This is a genomic window from Caldimonas mangrovi, from assembly GCF_023721835.1.
Classification (GTDB): domain Bacteria; phylum Pseudomonadota; class Gammaproteobacteria; order Burkholderiales; family Burkholderiaceae_C; genus Caldimonas; species Caldimonas mangrovi.
This window is the reverse complement of record NZ_JAMKFE010000019.1, coordinates 25,567-43,341: the sequence shown is the minus strand read 5'-3', so window position 1 is coordinate 43,341 and position 17,775 is coordinate 25,567. Positions and strand designations below refer to the sequence as shown.

Sequence of the window (17,775 nt, the reverse complement as noted above, 5' to 3'; positions counted from 1 at the left end):
TCAACCCGGCCGAGCTGACCTGGGCAAGGCTGATCCATCAGAGCACAAGAGGAGACAGGCAATGAATGCACAAAGACGTCACGTGATCGCCGGGATGGCCGCGGCTGCAATGGCCGGGGGCTTGCCGCTGGGGGCCTTCGCACAGAAGAAGGTCGTGCTCGGCTTCAGCCAGATCGGCGCCGAGTCGGAATGGCGGACCGCCAATACCGAGTCGATCAAGTCGGCCGCCAAGGAGCACGGCATCGAGCTGAAGTTCTCCGACGCACAGCAGAAGCAGGAGAACCAGATCAAGGCGATCCGCTCCTTCATCGCACAGCGCGTCGACGTGATCGCGTTCTCGCCGGTGGTCGAGAGCGGCTGGGAGACCGTGCTGCGCGAGGCCAAGGCGGCGAAGATACCGGTGATCCTGACCGACCGTGCCGTCAACGTGAAGGACGACTCGCTCTGGGTCAGTTTCATGGGCTCCGACTTCCTCGAAGAAGGCCGCAAGGCCGGCCGCTGGCTGACCGAGAAAATGAAGGACGTGAAGGGCGAGGTCCACATCGTCGAGCTGCAGGGCACCGTAGGCTCGGCCCCGGCGATCGACCGCAAGCGCGGTTTCGAGGAGATCATCAAGGCCGACCCGAAGTTCAAGATCATCCGCTCGCAGACGGGCGACTTCACGCGTGCCAAAGGCAAGGAGGTGATGGAAGCCTTCTTGAAGGCTGAAGGCAAGAAAATCAACGTGCTCTATGCGCACAACGACGACATGGCGATCGGTGCCATCCAGGCCATCGAGGAGGCCGGGCTGAAGCCGGCGAAAGACATCGTCATCATCTCGATCGACGCGGTGAAGGGCGCATTCGAGGCCATGATGGCCGGCAAGCTGAACGTGACGGTCGAGTGCAGCCCGCTGCTCGGGCCGCAGCTGATGCAGGCGGTGAAAGACCTGAAGGCCGGCAAGACCCTGCCCAAGCGCATCGTGACCGAGGAAGGGATCTTCCCGATGGAGGTCGCGGCCAAGGAATTTCCCAAACGGAAGTACTAGACCCCCCTACGCGCTGCGCGCGCCCCCCGAGGGGGCGCCACCGGTGGACCGGCGGAGCCGGATCCACGGTGGCACTCGAGAAAGACGGGAGGCGCAGTGGTGCTGAAACGGGGACGGTGTGACGCAAGCTTTGCAGGCACTTTGGGGCCATTCAGAGGATCACGGAGACAAACGATGAAAACACTGTTCAAGACACTCGTCGCGGGGCTTGCGTTCGGTGTGGCGGCGCTGATGCAGCCGGCCGCGGCGCAGGGCAAGGGCACGGTCGGTATCGCGATGCCGACCAAGTCGTCGTCGCGCTGGATCGCCGATGGCGAATACATGGTGCGCTACTTCAAGGAACGGGGCTACGCCACCGACCTGCAGTACGCCGAAGACGACATCCCCAACCAGCTGGCGCAGATCGAGAACATGATCACCAAGGGCGTGAAGGTGCTGGTGATCGCGGCCATCGACGGCACCACGCTGTCGAACGCGCTGCAGAAGGCAGCCGACAAGGGTGTCAAGGTGGTGGCCTATGACCGGCTCATCCGCGGCTCGAAGCATGTCGACTACTACACCACCTTCGACAACTTCCAGGTCGGCGTGCTGCAGGCCGGCTCCATCGTCGACAAGCTGGGCCTCAAGCAGGGCAAGGGGCCGTTCAACATCGAGCTGTTCGGCGGCTCGCCGGACGACAACAACGCCTACTTCTTCTACGACGGTGCGATGTCGGTGCTCAAACCCTACATCGACAGCGGCAAGCTGGTGGTGCGCAGCAAGCAGATGGGCATGGACAAGGTCGGCACGCTGCGCTGGGACGGCTCGGTGGCGCAGGCGCGCATGGACAACCTGCTGTCGGCCTACTACGGCAAGGCCCGCGTCGACGCGGTGCTGTCGCCGTACGACGGCTTGTCGATCGGCATCCTGTCGTCGCTGCGCGGTGTGGGCTACGGCTCGCCCGAACAGCCGATGCCGGTGATCACCGGGCAGGACGCCGAGATCCCGTCGGTCAAGGCCATCGTGCGCGGCGACCAGACCTCCACGGTGTTCAAGGACACCCGCAACCTGGCCAAGGTGACGGTCGACCTTGTGGACGCCGTGCTGGCCGGCAAGCAGCCGACCATCAACGACACCAAGACCTACAACAACGGGATCAAGGTGGTGCCGTCCTTCCTGCTCAAGCCGGTCGCGGTCGATGCCTCCAACTGGAAGGAAGTGCTCGTCACCAGCGGCTACTACAAGGAAAACCAGATCAAATGAAAACGGCGGTTGCCCCCGACGCTTCGACAGCACCGGCACGCGACGCGCCGGTGCTGCTGGAGATGCGTGGCATCCGCAAGACCTTCCCCGGCGTGGTCGCGCTCGACCATGTCAACCTGAAGGTGCGCGCCGGCGAGATCCATGCGCTGGTCGGCGAGAACGGCGCCGGCAAGTCCACGCTGATGAAGGTGCTCAGCGGCGTGTACCCGCACGGCAGCTACGAGGGCAGCATCGTCTTCGACGGGCAGGAACGGCGTTTCGGCGGCATTGCCGACAGCGAGGCGGCGGGCGTCATCATCATCCACCAGGAACTCGCGCTGGTGCCACTGCTGTCGATCACCGAGAATGTGTTTCTCGGCAACGAGCAGGCGCGCCACGGTGTCATCGACGCGGTGACGGCATACCGCAAGACGCAGGACCTGCTCGCCAAGGTCGGCCTGAAGGAATCGCCGCGCACCCTGGTCACGCACCTGGGCGTGGGTCAGCAGCAACTGGTGGAGATCGCCAAGGCGCTGGCCAAGCGCGTCAAGCTGCTGATCCTCGACGAGCCGACCGCCAGTCTGAACGAAGGCGACAGCCACGCGCTGTTGTCGCTGCTGCTGGAATTCAAGCAACAAGGCATCACATCGATCCTGATCTCGCACAAGCTCAACGAGATCTCGCGTGTGGCCGACGCGATCACCGTGCTGCGCGACGGCAGCACCGTGCAGACGCTCGACTGCATGCACGGCGGCGAGCGGGTGCCGGTGAGTGAAGACGTGGTGATCCGCCACATGGTGGGCCGCGCGCTGACCGACCGCTACCCGCCGCGCACGCCGAGCATCGGCGAGACGGTGTTCGAGCTGCGCGACTGGCGCGTGCACCACCCGGTGCATGCCGGGCGCGAGGTGGTCAAGGGCGTGAACCTGCAGGTGCGGCGCGGCGAGATCCTCGGCATCGCGGGCCTGATGGGTGCCGGACGCACGGAGCTGGCGATGAGCGTGTTCGGCCGCTCGTGGGGCCGGCGCATCAGCGGGCAGGCGCTGATGCACGGCCGGCCGGTCGACCTGAGCAACGTGCAGCGGGCGATCGACGCCGGCATCGCCTACGTGACCGAGGACCGCAAGGGCCTCGGCCTGGTGCTGGAAGACGACATCCGCCACAACGTCAGCCTGGCGCACCTGCCCGGCGTGTCGCGCCGCGGCGTGATCGACCCGGCGCGCGAGCATGCGGTGGCGAGCGACTTCCGGCGCCAGCTGAACATCCGCTGCGCCGGCACCACGCAGAAGGTCGTCAACCTGTCGGGGGGCAACCAGCAGAAGGTGGTGCTGGCGAAATGGCTGTTCGGCCGGCCGGAAGTGCTGATCCTCGACGAGCCGACGCGCGGCATCGACGTCGGCGCCAAGTATGAGATCTACTCCATCATGGCGGCGTTGGCCGCCGAGGGCAAATGCATCGTGATGATCTCGTCCGAGATGCCTGAACTGCTGGGCATGTGCGACCGGCTCTACGTGATGAACGAGGGTCGCTTCGTCGCCGAGCTCGACCGCTCGGAAGCCTCGCAGGAGGCCATCATGCGCGCCATCATGAAAGCCGGTCATGAGTGAACAAGCGATCGCCGAAGCCACCTCCGGGCCACCGGCCAAGTCGTATGCCGGCTTCCTGAAGCACAACATGCGCGAGTACGGCATGCTGCTGTCGCTCGTCGTGATCATGATCTTCTTCCAGGTCATGACCGACGGCACGCTGATGCAGCCGCTCAACCTGACCAACCTGGTGCTGCAGAACAGCTACATCGTCATCATGGCGCTGGGCATGCTGCTGGTGATCGTCTCCGGGCACATCGACCTGTCGGTCGGCTCGGTGTGCGGCTTCGTCGGCGCGCTGGCTGCGGTGCTGATGGTGCGCTACGAGATGCATTTCGTGCCGGCCTCACTGCTGTGCCTGGCGGCCGGGGCCGTCATCGGTGGCATCCAGGGCAGCTTTGTCGCTTTCCTGAAGATCCCGTCCTTCATCGTCACGCTGGCCGGCATGCTGGTGTTCAAGGGGCTGGCGCTCGCCGTGCTGCAGGGCCAGTCGCTCGGGCCCTTCCCCGACACCTTCCAGCGCTTGAGCTCGGGCTTCGTTCCCGACCCGCTCGGCGGCGAAAGCCTGCGGCTCGGTTCGCTGCTGCTGGGTGTGGCGGTGGCGGCCGCGATGGTGTGGAGCCGCCTGCGCGAGCGGCGCGTGCACCTGCAACACGGCATGGAGGAGGAGCCGTCGGCCTTCTTCCTGCTGAAGACCGCGGTGTTCGCCGCGACCATCGTGTTCCTGTGCTACCTGCTGGCGTCGTACCGCGGTCTGCCCAATGTGCTGATCGTGATGTTCGCGCTGATGCTGGCCTATGACTTCGTCACGCAGCGCACCACGTTGGGCCGGCGGGTCTATGCGCTCGGCGGCAACGAAAAGGCGGCGCGGCTGTCGGGCATCAAGACCGAGCGGCTCACCTTTCTCGCCTTCGTCAACATGGGCGCACTCGCCGCGCTGGCCGGCCTGGTGTTCGCCGCGCGGCTGAACACCGCCACGCCCAAGGCCGGCCTGGGCTTCGAGCTCGACGTGATCGCGGCCTGCTTCATCGGCGGCGCGTCGGCCTCGGGCGGCGTCGGCAAGGTGATGGGAGCGGTGATCGGCGCCTTCGTGATGGGCGTGATGAACAACGGCATGTCCATCCTCGGCATCGGCATCGACTACCAGCAGGTCATCAAGGGCCTGGTGCTGCTGGCCGCCGTGTGCGTGGACGTCTACAACAAGAACAAGCAGTGAACACCGATTTCCCGATCGTGCTCGAACTCACCGGCATCTGCAAACGCTTCACCGGCGTGCAGGCGCTGCAGGACGTGAGCCTGCGCCTGCGTGCCGGCGAGGTGCATGCGCTGATGGGACAGAACGGCGCCGGCAAGTCGACCTTGATCAAGGTGCTCACGGGCGTGCATGCGCCCGATGCCGGCACGGTGACGCTGGCGGGCCGCGAGATCCGCGCGGCCTCGCCGCAGGACGCACAGCGCCTGGGCATCAGCACGGTCTACCAGGAGGTGAACCTGTGCCCCAATCTTTCGGTGGCGGAGAACATTTTCGCCGGCCGCTACCCACGTACAGGGTGGCAGGGCGGCTGGCGCATCGACTGGGCGCGCATGCAGCGCGAGGCCGCGGCGCTGCTGGCACGACTGGACCTGCACATCGACGTGACGCGGTTGCTGGCAGGCTACTCGGTGGCGGTGCAGCAGATGGTGGCGATCGCCCGCGCGCTGAGCATCCAGGCCCGGGTGCTGGTGCTCGACGAACCCACCTCCAGCCTGGACGAGAGCGAAGTGCAGCGCCTGTTTGCCGTGTTGCGGCGGCTGCGTGGCGAGGGCCTCGCCATCCTGTTCGTCACGCACTTCCTCGACGAGGTGTATGCCATCTCGGACCGCATCACCGTGCTGCGCAACGGCCGTTTCGTCGGCGAGTACCGCGCCGGCGAGCTGGACCGCGGCGCCCTGATCACCGCGATGGTGGGGCGCGAACTCGCGCCTGCCGCGCAGGCCGTGCGGCAGCCGCAGGCGGCCGTGTCGGACCGCACCGTGCTGCTCGAAGCGCGCGGGCTGGCGCGCAAGGGCCAGCTGCACCCGATCGACCTGCAGATCCGCTGCGGCGAGGTCGTCGGGCTGGCCGGGCTGCTCGGCTCGGGCCGCACCGAGCTGGCGCGCCTGCTGTTCGGGCTCGACGCGGCCGATGCCGGCGAGCTGCGCTTGAACGATCGCGTCGTCCACCTCGATCACCCGGCCCAGGCGATCCGGCATGGCATGGGCCTGTGCCCGGAAGACCGCAAGAGCGACGGCATCGTCGGCGAGCTGTCGGTGCGCGAGAACATCGCGCTGGCGCTGCAGGCGCGCCTGGGCGTGCGCCGCACCTTGAGCCGCCGGCGCCAGCAGGAACTGGCCGAGCGCTTCATCGGCGCGCTGGGCATCCGCACGGCCGACGCCGAGACGCCGATCGCGCAGCTGTCCGGCGGTAACCAGCAGAAGGCCTTGCTGGCGCGCTGGCTGGCGACGCAACCGGCGCTGCTGATCCTCGACGAACCCACCCGCGGCATCGACGTGGCCGCCAAGCAGGAAATCATGGACCAGATCCTGCGGCTTGCGCAGGACGGCATGGCGGTGTTGTTCATCTCGTCCGAGCTGGACGAAGTGGTGCGCGTGTCCGATCGCATCGTCGTGCTGCGCGACCGCCGCAAGGTCGGCGACCTGCCGGCCGGCACCAGCGAGGCGGCGATCTGCGACCTCATCGCAGCAGGGGCATGACGATGCATGACGTGCTGAAGCGGGCGATGACCCATCGACTGTTCTGGCCGCTGGTCACGCTGGCCCTGCTGCTGGCCGCCAACGCGGTGCTCAACCCTGGCTTCCTGAGGCTGCAGTGGCGCGACGGCCACCTCTACGGCAGCCTGATCGACATCCTCAACCGTGCGGCGCCGCTGATGCTGGTGGCTGTCGGCATGACCTTGGTGGTCGCGACGCGGGGCATCGACATCTCGGTGGGCGCCACCGTCGCGATCAGCGCCGCGGTGGCGGCCTTGATGATCGGCGGGCAGCTGGTCATCGTCGACGGCGTGCCCACCCACGTGAGCCGCTTCCCGATGTGGGCGGCGATCGGGGCGGCGCTGGCCGTGGGGGCCGCAGCCGGCCTGTGGAACGGCCTGCTCGTCGCCAAGGTGGGGATGCAGCCCATCATCGCGACGCTGATCCTGATGGTGGCCGGACGCGGTATTGCGCAGTTGCTGACCAACGGCCAGATCATCACGATCTACTACGCGCCGTATTTCTTCATCGGCAACGGCTACCTGCTCGGGCTGCCGTTTGCGCTGTTCATCGCCGCGGCGGTGTGGGCGGTGCTGCACGTCGCGCTGACACGCACGGCGCTCGGGCTCTTCATCCAGGCCATCGGCATCAACCCGCAGGCGGCGCGCGTGGCCGGAGTGCGATCGCGCCTGATCACCGTCGGGGCCTATGTGTTCTGCGGCGTGGCGGCGGCGATGGCGGGCCTGCTGATCAGCTCCAACGTCAAGAGCGCGGACGGCAACAACGCCGGGTTGTTGCTGGAGCTCGACGCGATCCTGGCGGTGACGCTCGGCGGGACCTTGCTGAACGGGGGACGTTTCAGCCTGGCGGGGAGCGTGATCGGCGCATTGATCATCCAGACGCTGACGTCGACGATCTACTCGATCGGCGTGCCGCCGGAGGTGAACCTCGTCGTGAAGGCCGCGGTGGTGTTCGTGGTGATGTTGTTGCAGTCGGCGGAGTTTCGGGCGGCCATCCGGCGCTGGGTGGTGCGGCCGGCGGCGGGTGCGGAACGGGGGTGGCCGTGTTGAATGACAGCGCTTTCGCCCGCCAGGGGCTACACGACACAGCGAGCAACCAGTGATGAGCGCACTCCCCGCACCAGCCGGCACCGAGGTGCAGATGCCCGCCACGGCGCGCCTGCGTCTGGCCCCCCAGCACGTCCCCGTGGCCGCGACGATCATGCTCTTCGTTGCGATGGCCACCTTCGGCTCCATCACCTACGACGGCTTCTTCTCGCCGCAGGTCTTCCTCAACCTGCTGATCGACAACGCCTTCCTGTGCATCGTCGCCGTCGGCATGACCTTCGTGATCCTCGCCGGCGGCATCGACCTCTCGGTCGGCTCGGTGATCGCGCTCACCACGATGATCTCGGCGTCGTTGGTCGAGCAGCACGGCTGGCCGCCCATCGTCGTGATCCCGCTGGTGCTCACGCTCGGTGCCGGCTTCGGCGCCACGATGGGCCTGCTGATCCAGCGTTTCCGGCTGCAGCCGTTCATCGTCACGCTGGCGGGCATGTTCCTGGCGCGTGGCCTGTGCTACCTGATCAGCATCGACTCGATCAGCATCACCCATGAGTTCTATGCGGCGGCCGGCCAGTGGCGCCTGCCGGTGTGGGGCGAGGAAGCCTCGCTGTCGCTCAGCGCACTGCTCGCATTGGCGGTCGTCGCCATCGCGGCCTTCGTTGCGCACGGCACGCAGTTCGGACGCACCGTCTATGCGATCGGCGGCAACGAACATTCGGCGATGCTGATGGGGCTGCCGGTCGCGCGCACCACCGTGCAGGTCTATCTGCTCAGCGGCTTGTGCTCGGCCCTCGCCGGCGTGGTGTTCACCTTCTACATGCAGTCCGGCTACGGCCTGCACGCGATGGGGCTGGAGCTGGATGCGATCGCAGCGGTCGTCATCGGCGGCACGCTGCTCAGCGGCGGTGTCGGCTATGTGCTGGGCACGCTGTTCGGCGTGCTGATCCTCGGCATGATCCAGACCCTCATCATGTTCGACGGCTCGTTGAGTTCGTGGTGGACGCGCATCGTCATCGGCGCCTTGCTGTTCGTCTTCTGCCTGCTGCAGCGCCTGTTCGAGACCGGCCGGAGGACCGCGGCATGAGCTCCCCTGCCTCGCACTGGGTCGGCATCGACTGGGGCACGACGCACCGGCGGGCCTGGTATTTCGGCGGCGACGAGCAGGTCGTGCGGCACGCGGACGACCAGGGCGTGCTGGCCTGCGCGACGCATTTCGCCGACTCGCTGTGCGGGCTGTTGCAGCGGCTTTCGGCACCGGCCGACAGCACCGTCGTGATGGCGGGCATGGTGGGCAGCGCCACCGGCTGGCAGGAGGTGCCCTACCTCGACGCGGCGAACCCGATCACGGCCTGGTCGCGCCAGCTCGTCGCCATCGACGGCGCCGAGCGGTGGTTCATCGTGCCGGGCTGCTGCTGGCAACGCGGCGACGAAGTCGACGTGATGCGAGGCGAGGAAACGCAGTTGCTCGGCGCCTGGATGCTGGCGCCGCACGATGGCTGGTACGTGCTGCCGGGCACGCACAGCAAATGGGTGGAGTTGCGCGGCGGACGGGTCGTGCAGTTGCGCACGTGCATGAGCGGCGAGCTGTTTGCCTTGCTGTCGAGCCATGGCACGCTGGCGCCGCTGATGCAGCCGACGACCGGCGGCGACCCGCTGTCGCATCCACGGGCCTTCGAGCAAGGCGTGCAGGCGGCGCAAAGGCGCGCGCTGAGCCGCGAGCTGTTCGGCTGCCGCGCTCGGGTGGTCACCGGCCGCCTGCCGCGCGACGAGGCCGGCGCCTATCTCAGCGGCCTGTTGCTGGGCGCCGAATGGCACGAAGCGCTCGCCAACGGGCTGCCGCGCGACGCCGTCGTGCGCTTGATCGGCAGCCCCGTGTTGGCTCGCCTGCATGCCCATTGCGCGCAGATGCTGGGGCCGACCACCGTCACGCTGGACATCGATGCCGTGCAGACGGCTGCCTGGCATGCCCTGGGTGCCTGTTCCACGGAGGCGCTCGCATGAACGACACCGCTGCACCGACCACGCCTTCGCCGCCGCTGGTGGCGATCCTGCGCGGGCTGGAACCTCGGCACGCCGCCGAGGCGGCCGGGGTGCTGCTCGACGCCGGCTTTCGCGCGCTGGAGGTGCCGCTGAACCGGCCGGGCGCGCTCGAATGCATCGAGGCCATCGTGCGGCACGTACCACCGCACACCCTGGTCGGTGCAGGCACCGTCATGGACGCCGCGCAGGTGGACGCCGTGCGCGCAGCCGGCGCTCGCTTGATCGTCATGCCGCACACCGACGTCGAGGTGATCCGGCACGCACGACAACAAGGCCTGTTCGTCGCGCCCGGCGTGTTCACTGCCAGCGAAGCCTTCGCGGCGCTGAAGGCAGGGGCTCATGCGCTCAAGCTGTTCCCGGCCGAGGTGCTGGGAACCGCCGGCCTGGCGGCCCTGCGCACGGTGCTGCCGGCCGGCACGGCGCTGTGGCCGGTGGGCGGCATCACGCCGCCGGCGATGGCCGCATGGCGGCGCGCCGGCGCCACCGGGTTCGGCCTCGGCGGCGCGCTGTTCCAGCCGGGCATGGACCTGCAGGCGCTGCGCTCGCACGCGCTGGCGTTCGTCGACGCGTGGCACGCGTCGTCGCCCTGAAAGACCGCGAGCCCTTCGAATTTCTACAAGACCGGCCCGGTCGCGCACGGTACGCTGACCGCGCGCCGTTACGGCGAAGGAGCACGGTCATGTCCACCATACGAGAAGTGTTTCCCTACCTGCGCGTGCGGGGCGCGGAGCAGGCCATTGCGTTCTATACGCAGGCCTTCGGCGCGCGAGAGCTGTTCCGGCTCACCGAACCCGGCGGGCGCATCGGTCACGCCGAGCTCGAGCTCGGCCCGATCACGCTGCTGCTGTGCGACGAGTACCCCGAATGCAATGCGGTGGGACCGCAGTCGCTCGGCGGCGTCGCCAGTTCGCTGCACCTGCACGTCGACGATGCGGACGCGTTCGCCGCCCACGCGGTCGGGGCGGGCGCGACGATGGTGCGCGAACCCAAGGACGAGTTCTACGGCGAGCGCTCCTGCCTGATCCGCGACCCGTTCGGCCACGAGTGGCTGATCGGCCACTCGATCGAGGACGTTACACCGCAGGAGATGCAGCGCCGCTATGACGCCTTGCTCGGATCGTGATGGGCGGTCGGTCAGGTGAGACGGTAGACGTCGAGCACCACGCGGCGGGCCTCGCGCGCGCCGCTGGCGATCGCGATGGTGCGGTTCAGGTGCGCCCACCGGGACGCCCCGGCCTGGAAGCGCATCACGGTGCGGAAGTAGTAGCGCTCGCGCGGGACCGCCTCGCCGCGCGCCAGCTGGTGCATCACGTCGGCCTCGGCGTGGCGCATGCCGGTGCTGGTCACTTCGACCAGTGCGCCGTCGTCGGTGCGAATCACATAGTGCGCCGCGATGTCCAGCACGCCGTCGGCGCGCTGCATCTGCCAGTCGACGCCACCGGTGACGATGTGCCCGTTCAGCTCCGGCCCCTCGACGATGCCGCCGCCCAGCGGCACGAAACGCCGCTCGCCATACGGCGCGGCGCCGAGCGAGACGACGTCTTCGACGTCGCAGCGGATGCGGGTCATCGGCAGCAGCAGGGGGGCGGGAGGCAGCGTGGGTGTCATGGCGTCGGTGCTGGTCTGCACGGATGGACAGCGAGGCGCGCGGCCGTAGCATGCGCGTTGGATGACGTGACCATAGAGGCGCCACGCGCCGCAGCGCGTCATCCGAGAAGATGACGGGCCGCCTGCACGACCCCACCACGATGAACCTCTGGCCGACGTCCCTGTCTACACCGCTGCGTGCCTCGCAGGCGGCGCTCGCCGCGCTGATCGAAGGCATCGGTGCGGACGGTTTCGCCGAGCGCGGGCTGTGCGGGCTCAACCAGGGGCTGCAGGCCGCGTCGTGGTCGGTGTACCAGGTGTGGCGCGACCGGCCCCCGGTGCTGCATCTGTCGTCCAGCTTGGGCGTGGCCGACACCACGCGCGACTGCTTCGGCGCCTATCGCGACGGCCTGTACCTGCGCGACTGCAGCTTCGACCCGTTGCAGCGGGTCGCCCCCGGCCATGCCGCTGTGCTGCACATGGATGCCGAAGACGCGCCGAACAGCGAGCACCGCGAACGCATCTACCGCCGCCATCAGGTCATCGAGCGCTTGTCGGTGGCACAGCGCGAGGCCGACGGTTCGCTGCTCGCGGTCAACCTGTACCGCCATGCGCACCAGCGCCGCTACTCGGGCGACGAGCTCGACACCTTCGGTGCGATGGCCGCCCCGCTGCTGGCGTCGGTGCGCCGCCACATCGCACTGCGGGGCGAGGCGGCGGCTCCTGCGTGCGATGCGCGCGAGGCGATGGCCCGCGCCTGCCCGGCACTGACGCCGCGCGAACTCGACGTCTGCCAGCGCCTGCTGAAAGGCTGGAGCTACGATGGCGTTGCCGCCGACATGGGCCTGAGCGTCGCGACGGTCAAGACCTACCGGGCACGCGCGTTCGAGCGGCTGGGCCTGCACTTCCGCAGCGAGCTGTTCGCTCGTTTCGGCGGCACGAGCCGGCCGTCCTGAGCCACCGCGGCTTCATCGGGGGCGGCTGTCAGCCTTTCGGTTGACACGTGCCGCGCCCGGCGCGCGCCACACTGCGCCGCATCGACCCCGGCCCACGGGGTGCTTCGAGGAGACCCGCCATGTTGGCTCATGTTCGCCGCGCATTGCTCGCAGCTGCCTGGCTGTCGGCGCTGCCCGCGCTGTTGCCGTCCGCCGTTCAGGCGCAGTCCTATCCGGAGCGTGCCATACGCCTGACGGTGGGCTTTCCCCCGGGCAGCGGTCCCGACGTGGTGGCGCGCCTGGTCGGGCAGCAGCTGGCCGAGAACCTGAAGCAGACCGTGGTGGTGGACAACCGGGCCGGTGCCGGCGGCCAGATCGCGGCGAACGCGGTGGCGAAAAGCCTGCCAGACGGCTACAGCCTGCTGCTGGCCGAAGTCGGCTCGATCAGCATCGCGCCGCCGGCCTTCAGCAAGCTGCCGTACGACCCGGCCAAGGAACTGCAGGTGCTGACCGAGGTCGTGCGTTCGGACTTCCTGCTGGTGGTGCCGGCCGCCTCGCCGCATCGCACCGTGGCCGACTTTCTGAACGCGCACCGTGGCAGCCGCGAACGCGTGAACTTCGCCACCTTCGGTGCCGGCACGCCGGGCCACTTCGGCGCGGAACTGCTGGGCACTGCGGGCGGCTTCCCGGTCGAGCCGATCCACTACCGCAGCACCGGAGACGCGGTCTCCGCCATCGCGAAGGGCGAGGTGGCGGGTGCCTTCGTGTCGACCGCACTCGGTGCGGCACAGGTCAAGGGCGGCACGATGCGCGCATTGGCCAGCACCGCCGCTGCCCGGGTGCCGCAACTGCCCGAAGTGCCGACCTTCATCGAGTCCCACGTGCGCGGCATCGACGTGTCGGCCTGGTTCGCGTTTTTCGTGCCGGCCGGCACACCGGCGTCGGTGGCCGAGCTGCTGGCTCGGCAGCTGGTGGCCGCCGTGCAGGCCGACGACGTCAAGCGCAAGCTCACGGAGGCCGGCTTCAGCGTCACCGGTACCTCGCCTGTGCAGGCGCAGCAGATGGTGCGGGCCGAGGCCGAGCGATGGGCCGGCATCGTGCGCAAGACAGGGTTCAAGGGCGACTGAACGTCGAGGGCCGGCTCAGCGGCCGGTCCACTTGCGGCGCGCGGCGGGCTGCAGCTGCTCGTGGTGCGCTTCGACCCAGCGGTCGACCGCCAGCAACGTCTCGCTCAGCGAGCGGCCCAGCACCGTGAGCTGGTATTCGACATGCGGCGCCGCGGTGCCGTGGTCGTGCCGCTGCACCAGGCGGTTGTCTTCCAGCTCGCGCAGCGTCTGCGTCAGCATCTTCTGCGACACCCCGCCGACGCGCCGCTTCAGTTCGTGGTTGCGCAGCGGGCCGTCGCGCAGCGCTGGCAGGATCAGCAGCGCCCATTTGTTGGCAATCAGTTCGAGCACGCGCCGCGACGGGCACGCCGCGTTGAACACATCGGCGGCGGCCGTGCTGGCGGGGGCGGGATTTTCCATGGTTACCGGCAGGTGCCTACTGTTCGCGCAGGGCGGCGCTTTCCATCATCGCGGTTCGTGCAACACGACGGAAGGGATGTCGATGTCGAGCTGGATGTGGTTGGGCGCCGCCGGAGCGGTGGAAGTGTTGATGGCCGTCGCGCTGAAGCGGTCGGAATCGTGGACGCGGCTGCTGCCGTCGGTGGTCGGGCTGGCCGCGGCGCTGCTCAGCATCTTCCTGCTGACGCTGGCCTTGAAGCGGCTGCCGCTCGGCACCGCGTATGCGGTGTGGACCGCCATCGGAGCGGTCGGCGTGGCGCTGGTGGGGGTGGCGGCCTTCGGCGAGAGCCTGTCGCCGTGGCGGCTGGCCTGCATCGGCCTGGTGGTGGCGGGCACCGTCGGGCTGCGCGTGCTGGAAGGCTGAGACGATCATGACGACGATTCTGCACATGGCCGCGTCGCCCGTGGCCGCGGCTTCGCGGACCCGCAGCGTGGCGCAGCATTTGATCGAGAGCTACCTGGCCCGCCACCCCGGTGCGCAGCTGGACACGGTGGACGTGTGGCAGCTGGAGCTGCCGCATTTCGACGCGCAGATGGTGGCGGCCAAGTTCGCGGTGCTGCGCAGCACCGAAGCCAGCGCGCAGCAGCGTGCCCTGTGGGTCCGCGCGGTGGCGCTGGCGCGGCGGTTCAATGCTGCAGACCGCTACGTGTTCAGCGTGCCGATGTGGAACTTCGGGCTGCCCTACCGGCTGAAGCATTTCATCGACATCGTCACGCTGCCGGGCGAGAACTGGCGCTGGTCGCGCGAGCGCGGGTACGAAGGTCTGCTGCAGGGCAAGCGGGCGGTGGTGGTGTATTCGAGTGCCGGGGCGCACCCGTTGCAGGTCGACCCGGCAGGGCCCGACCACCAGAAAGGGCAGATGCGGGCGTGGCTGGCGTTCCTGGGCATCACCGACGTGCACGAGGTCAACGTGGCGCCGACGTTGGCGGAGCCCGAGGCGGTGGAGCGCACGGTGGCGCAGGCACGCGCTGAGGCGCAGGTGCTGGCGGCTTCGCTGTAGTAGCGCGCTGGTCGAACCCGTGGCTCAACAGGAAGAGCGGGCCACGGAAGTCAAGCTTCCATGGCCCGCCCAGCCCCTCCAGGAGGAGAGGCGCATCGACGCAGATCCGGCTCAGCCCTCGGAACGCAGTACCGTCACTCGCCCTCGGGTCGATAACTCCTCCGTGATGACCCAACGGGTGTCACGGAAGTAGCGGGTTCCGAGCAGGGCCTCTGACAGGATCACCTCCAGCACGGATTCCGGAGTGATCAGGACCATCGCACGGACTCGCTTGTCCCGCGCGTTGGTCACCGTCTGGCACGCCAGGAAGGCCTCGGAGAGGCCTGCCATGATGCGCCTGACGAACCGCTGCTGCGTCTCGCCGCCTGCGGGCACCTGCTCGTCGGTGGACGAGCCGAAGCCCGGCCACCGAGCTTTGAAGGTGCGCAGGCTGACCGGCTTGATCCGGTCGATCGACTCCCGGGAGGCGAGCAGACCGAGCCCATGCATGGCCCAGCTGACAGCGGACTCTCCGTCCGGCCCGTAGGCCGTGACCCAGGGCACGCCCTCTTCATCGCCGAGCAGGCCCACACCGTTGAAGAACGGCTGCAGTGCCTGACCCAACGCGAAGGACTCAAAGAGCGCGGGTTGTGCCTCGGGGGGCGGAAGAAACACCGGCTGCCGAGCCAGCGCCAGATAGGTCGGACATGCTTCTTCGCCGGAATACCTTCCGACGAACGACTGCATTGACACGCTTGCTTGCTCCCTTCGAGCCGAGCACGAACTTTCATCGACTGCCGTTCGAGGCGAAGCACACCTCGGGCGACAGCACCGGGTATAGGGCGCCCACACCGGCTGGCAAGGCATCGCGGGCAGCGACGGCTGCGTTCGTGTGCGAAACGCGCCCACGCAGGAACTGCGGTGCCGAGATGATTGCAATGCCGTGACATGCTGCGCCGCACAGCAGTGCACGAGTGTTCGCGCCTCGCCAGACATACGAGATCTCGTCGTTGACGCCCCCTGGTGCGGCACCTAGGATGATTTGGGCGCCGGTGATTCGAAGGAGGCTGGCATTGCACCAGTGCCGGCGCCGCAGAACTACTGGAGGTCTCGCTTGACAGAGGTCGATGTCGAAATCGATGGCGACGAAGCCATCGACTCGGGTTTCGGAAAACTCAACGAACGCAATGCACCCGGTCGGCAGGCCGTGTTTCTCTACGAAGAGCAGGATCTCAGCATCTCGCCGATGCACGACGCGCCGTTCCGGCTGCCGAGCCTGCTGACGAAGCTGCAGGCGATGGCCCATGCCGACGACCGCGTGCGGGTTGTGCGGCACGTGCTGGGCGGCTTGGGGTTCGACTGGATGGTCTACGGCACCGTGGCGCGCGAGCGGCAGTCGCTGTACCCGCGCGCGTTCCTGGCCACCTATGCCAACCGCTCGCTGCTGCACCGCTATTTCAGCCGGCGCCATCACGACGTCGACCCGTTCTTCCAGGGCGATGCGTCGACCACGCTGCCCAATGCATGGACCGTCGATGAACTCGCCGAACACCGCTCGCTGCGCAATCGCCGCGGCATGGCCTACCTGTCCGACCTGGCCAAGAGCGGCATCGTCTCGGGCCTGTCATTCGACGTGCCGGGCTCGCACCAGCACAACGAGCGCGCCATCATCAGCCTGCTGTCGTGCCGGCGCGGCAACGACGTCATCGACGACAGCGTGATGCAGGGGGCGTTGAGCCTGGCCTGCTGCATGCACCACCTGCTGGCCTACCGCGCGCTGGTGCGCCGGCGCACCACACCGTCGTCGAGGCAGATCCTCTCGCCGCGCCAGCTCGAGATCCTCGACCTGCTCGCCCTGGGCAACAGCGACCGCCGCATCGCCGAGCAGCTGGGGCTGACCGGCTACGCGATCGACTACCACATGCGGCAGCTGCGGCGGCACTTCGGCGTGCAGAACCGGCTGCAATTGATCAACGCAGCCAGCGCAGCGTCGATCTGCCCGCCGCAGCGGTTCACCTGACCCTGCGCTCGCGACGAAAGGGCTTGCAGCGGCGGTTCGCCGGCCTATACCCCTTGTCCCATGCAACGGCGCGTTGCGCCCGCGTGTGGGTGTCAGTCAGTTCGACACGGAACAAGGAGGAGCCTTGTCAGAGGCGCAAGTCCAACGGCACGCGAAAGTGCTGCTGATCCCGGTGCCCGCATCGATCGAAGATCGGGGCGGCGTACCGGGCCTGCTGCAGGTCCACATGCCGGCCGAGGCACGGCACGAATTCACCCGGGGCATCGCCCCCGGTGTGGTCGCGCAGATGCACGAGGCCGGCGCGAGCCCGCAGCAGGTACGCTGGGTCATCGGACAGGACCCGTCCGCGCAATGGGCCGTCGACACGCTCGCACAAGCGGGTGTGGAGATGCCGCGCCGCCGCGACGGCGAGCCCCTGTCGCGCATGTGCCAGCTGCCGCAGTGGCGCTCGCGCGGGTGGGGTCTGCTGACCGGCCAGCACAGGCACCACGGTCTCACGACCGAGCAGCTCGACCTGCTCGGAAGGGAATCCGACGGAGCCTTTGCCGCGCGCATCGAAGCCGGCGTCCACGTCTGGCGGTACGCCATGCATCAGTGGCCTGTGCCGCTGAGCGTGATCCTCGCCGACGAACCGGTGCTGGAGCGCGTCGTGGAGTTGCTCACCGGGCGACCGAGCGACGTGGTCCGCTGGGGCGACCTCCTCAACGCGAGAAGGGCCGAAACGTTCGCCGGGTCACCGGTGCGCGTCGAGGCGCTGCCCGCGTTGCGCGAGGTGCAGGTGTAGCCGACGGCGACGATCGTGTCGCGGTAGGCTGCATCGTCCTTGATTGACAGAGGAAGTGCAGGGGCGAGTCCTCTGCGCTTCGGAGGCCGGCGTCCCCACGGACGCCGGCCTCGCTCTTTTGGCGCTTCGCCGAATCTCGGGGCAGCGATGAGAGGTGCGACGCAAAGAGCGGCTTGTCCGCGGCAATGCCGGGTTGGCGTCTCTGCGCCGCGTGTTCGCTGCCGCCTTGCACTCTG

The 17,775-nt window shown here is 68.3% G+C and carries 19 protein-coding genes; 16 read left to right on the top strand and 3 right to left on the bottom strand.

The features are described 5' to 3' along the window. Positions 1 to 61: 61 nt before the first annotated feature. The 10 genes from M8A51_RS23190 to M8A51_RS23145 all read left to right on the top strand — a co-directional run bounded on the left by M8A51_RS23190 (position 62) and on the right by M8A51_RS23145 (position 10,791). Entirely contained in the window at positions 62 to 1,027 is a 966-nt protein-coding gene (locus M8A51_RS23190; RefSeq protein WP_251780922.1) for an ABC transporter substrate-binding protein, read from the top strand. A gap of 174 nt (positions 1,028 to 1,201) precedes the next feature. Beyond that, positions 1,202 to 2,269, top strand: coding sequence for a multiple monosaccharide ABC transporter substrate-binding protein (gene chvE, locus M8A51_RS23185; protein WP_251780921.1), 1,068 nt, complete (start codon positions 1,202 to 1,204; stop codon positions 2,267 to 2,269). After that, complete coding sequence (gene mmsA / locus M8A51_RS23180) at positions 2,266 to 3,855, top strand: multiple monosaccharide ABC transporter ATP-binding protein (protein WP_251780920.1); 1,590 nt, start codon at positions 2,266 to 2,268, stop codon at positions 3,853 to 3,855. Before chvE ends, mmsA begins: the two co-directional genes overlap by 4 nt. Next, on the top strand, positions 3,848 to 5,050 hold the full coding sequence (gene mmsB, locus M8A51_RS23175; protein ID WP_251780919.1) for a multiple monosaccharide ABC transporter permease: 1,203 nt from the start codon (positions 3,848 to 3,850) through the stop codon (positions 5,048 to 5,050). Before mmsA ends, mmsB begins: the two co-directional genes overlap by 8 nt. Then, positions 5,047 to 6,567 (top strand): sugar ABC transporter ATP-binding protein, encoded by a 1,521-nt coding sequence (locus tag M8A51_RS23170; protein WP_251780918.1) that lies wholly within the window; start codon positions 5,047 to 5,049, stop codon positions 6,565 to 6,567. Before mmsB ends, M8A51_RS23170 begins: the two co-directional genes overlap by 4 nt. Continuing rightward, a complete protein-coding gene (locus tag M8A51_RS23165; RefSeq protein ID WP_251780917.1) occupies positions 6,564 to 7,634 on the top strand; it encodes an ABC transporter permease in 1,071 nt (356 codons plus the stop codon). The genes M8A51_RS23170 and M8A51_RS23165 overlap by 4 nt, the downstream gene beginning before the upstream one ends. A gap of 52 nt (positions 7,635 to 7,686) precedes the next feature. Continuing rightward, on the top strand, positions 7,687 to 8,712 hold the full coding sequence (gene yjfF / locus M8A51_RS23160; RefSeq protein ID WP_251780916.1) for a galactofuranose ABC transporter, permease protein YjfF: 1,026 nt from the start codon (positions 7,687 to 7,689) through the stop codon (positions 8,710 to 8,712). Then, positions 8,709 to 9,629, top strand: a complete 921-nt coding sequence (locus M8A51_RS23155; protein ID WP_251780915.1) for a 2-dehydro-3-deoxygalactonokinase — start codon at positions 8,709 to 8,711, stop codon at positions 9,627 to 9,629. The genes yjfF and M8A51_RS23155 overlap by 4 nt, the downstream gene beginning before the upstream one ends. Then, complete coding sequence (locus M8A51_RS23150) at positions 9,626 to 10,258, top strand: 2-dehydro-3-deoxy-6-phosphogalactonate aldolase (RefSeq protein WP_251780914.1); 633 nt, start codon at positions 9,626 to 9,628, stop codon at positions 10,256 to 10,258. Before M8A51_RS23155 ends, M8A51_RS23150 begins: the two co-directional genes overlap by 4 nt. Positions 10,259 to 10,347: 89 nt before the next feature. Continuing rightward, entirely contained in the window at positions 10,348 to 10,791 is a 444-nt protein-coding gene (locus tag M8A51_RS23145; protein ID WP_251780913.1) for a VOC family protein, read from the top strand. An 11-nt stretch (positions 10,792 to 10,802) separates the two neighbouring features. Here the strand turns inward: M8A51_RS23145 and M8A51_RS23140 are convergent, their stop codons facing one another. Then, positions 10,803 to 11,276 carry a DUF3237 family protein gene (locus M8A51_RS23140; protein ID WP_251780912.1) on the bottom strand — a complete coding sequence of 158 codons (474 nt, stop codon included), beginning with the start codon at positions 11,274 to 11,276 and terminating at the stop codon, positions 10,803 to 10,805. Positions 11,277 to 11,416: 140 nt separating this feature from the next. Here M8A51_RS23140 and M8A51_RS23135 point away from each other — a divergent pair, with 140 nt between their 5' ends. Together M8A51_RS23135 and M8A51_RS23130 are read left to right on the top strand one after the other, a co-directional pair. Continuing rightward, positions 11,417 to 12,211: a helix-turn-helix transcriptional regulator gene (locus tag M8A51_RS23135; RefSeq protein WP_251780911.1), complete on the top strand. Its 795-nt coding sequence runs from the start codon at positions 11,417 to 11,419 to the stop codon at positions 12,209 to 12,211. 119 nt (positions 12,212 to 12,330) lie between these two features. Beyond that, positions 12,331 to 13,317: a Bug family tripartite tricarboxylate transporter substrate binding protein gene (locus tag M8A51_RS23130; RefSeq protein WP_251780910.1), complete on the top strand. Its 987-nt coding sequence runs from the start codon at positions 12,331 to 12,333 to the stop codon at positions 13,315 to 13,317. A 15-nt stretch (positions 13,318 to 13,332) separates the two neighbouring features. On the opposite strand, the gene M8A51_RS23125 is transcribed toward M8A51_RS23130, so the two are convergent. After that, a complete protein-coding gene (locus M8A51_RS23125; protein ID WP_251780909.1) occupies positions 13,333 to 13,716 on the bottom strand; it encodes a winged helix-turn-helix transcriptional regulator in 384 nt (127 codons plus the stop codon). A gap of 76 nt (positions 13,717 to 13,792) precedes the next feature. On the opposite strand from M8A51_RS23125, the gene M8A51_RS23120 reads away from it, so the two are divergent. Both M8A51_RS23120 and M8A51_RS23115 read left to right on the top strand, forming a co-directional pair. Next, positions 13,793 to 14,119 carry a DMT family transporter gene (locus tag M8A51_RS23120; protein WP_251780908.1) on the top strand — a complete coding sequence of 109 codons (327 nt, stop codon included), beginning with the start codon at positions 13,793 to 13,795 and terminating at the stop codon, positions 14,117 to 14,119. 7 nt (positions 14,120 to 14,126) lie between these two features. Continuing rightward, entirely contained in the window at positions 14,127 to 14,756 is a 630-nt protein-coding gene (locus tag M8A51_RS23115; RefSeq protein WP_251780907.1) for an FMN-dependent NADH-azoreductase, read from the top strand. A gap of 111 nt (positions 14,757 to 14,867) precedes the next feature. On the opposite strand, the gene M8A51_RS23110 is transcribed toward M8A51_RS23115, so the two are convergent. Beyond that, positions 14,868 to 15,482: a hypothetical protein gene (locus M8A51_RS23110; protein WP_251780906.1), complete on the bottom strand. Its 615-nt coding sequence runs from the start codon at positions 15,480 to 15,482 to the stop codon at positions 14,868 to 14,870. Positions 15,483 to 15,849: 367 nt separating this feature from the next. On the opposite strand from M8A51_RS23110, the gene M8A51_RS23105 reads away from it, so the two are divergent. Then, positions 15,850 to 16,755, top strand: a complete 906-nt coding sequence (locus M8A51_RS23105; RefSeq protein WP_251780905.1) for a helix-turn-helix transcriptional regulator — start codon at positions 15,850 to 15,852, stop codon at positions 16,753 to 16,755. 124 nt (positions 16,756 to 16,879) lie between these two features. Beyond that, positions 16,880 to 17,539 (top strand): hypothetical protein, encoded by a 660-nt coding sequence (locus M8A51_RS23100; protein ID WP_251780904.1) that lies wholly within the window; start codon positions 16,880 to 16,882, stop codon positions 17,537 to 17,539. Positions 17,540 to 17,775: the final 236 nt, after the last annotated feature.

Coding starts and splice junctions, on each gene's coding strand:
- M8A51_RS23190 (WP_251780922.1), top strand. CDS start 62: ATGAATGCACAAAGACGTCACGTGATCGCCGGGATGGCCGCGGCTGCA.
- chvE (WP_251780921.1), top strand. CDS start 1,202: ATGAAAACACTGTTCAAGACACTCGTCGCGGGGCTTGCGTTCGGTGTG.
- mmsA (WP_251780920.1), top strand. CDS start 2,266: ATGAAAACGGCGGTTGCCCCCGACGCTTCGACAGCACCGGCACGCGAC.
- mmsB (WP_251780919.1), top strand. CDS start 3,848: ATGAGTGAACAAGCGATCGCCGAAGCCACCTCCGGGCCACCGGCCAAG.
- M8A51_RS23165 (WP_251780917.1), top strand. CDS start 6,564: ATGACGATGCATGACGTGCTGAAGCGGGCGATGACCCATCGACTGTTC.
- yjfF (WP_251780916.1), top strand. CDS start 7,687: ATGAGCGCACTCCCCGCACCAGCCGGCACCGAGGTGCAGATGCCCGCC.
- M8A51_RS23155 (WP_251780915.1), top strand. CDS start 8,709: ATGAGCTCCCCTGCCTCGCACTGGGTCGGCATCGACTGGGGCACGACG.
- M8A51_RS23150 (WP_251780914.1), top strand. CDS start 9,626: ATGAACGACACCGCTGCACCGACCACGCCTTCGCCGCCGCTGGTGGCG.
- M8A51_RS23145 (WP_251780913.1), top strand. CDS start 10,348: ATGTCCACCATACGAGAAGTGTTTCCCTACCTGCGCGTGCGGGGCGCG.
- M8A51_RS23140 (WP_251780912.1), bottom strand. CDS start 11,276: ATGACACCCACGCTGCCTCCCGCCCCCCTGCTGCTGCCGATGACCCGC.
- M8A51_RS23135 (WP_251780911.1), top strand. CDS start 11,417: ATGAACCTCTGGCCGACGTCCCTGTCTACACCGCTGCGTGCCTCGCAG.
- M8A51_RS23130 (WP_251780910.1), top strand. CDS start 12,331: ATGTTGGCTCATGTTCGCCGCGCATTGCTCGCAGCTGCCTGGCTGTCG.
- M8A51_RS23125 (WP_251780909.1), bottom strand. CDS start 13,716: ATGGAAAATCCCGCCCCCGCCAGCACGGCCGCCGCCGATGTGTTCAAC.
- M8A51_RS23120 (WP_251780908.1), top strand. CDS start 13,793: ATGTCGATGTCGAGCTGGATGTGGTTGGGCGCCGCCGGAGCGGTGGAA.
- M8A51_RS23115 (WP_251780907.1), top strand. CDS start 14,127: ATGACGACGATTCTGCACATGGCCGCGTCGCCCGTGGCCGCGGCTTCG.
- M8A51_RS23110 (WP_251780906.1), bottom strand. CDS start 15,482: ATGCAGTCGTTCGTCGGAAGGTATTCCGGCGAAGAAGCATGTCCGACC.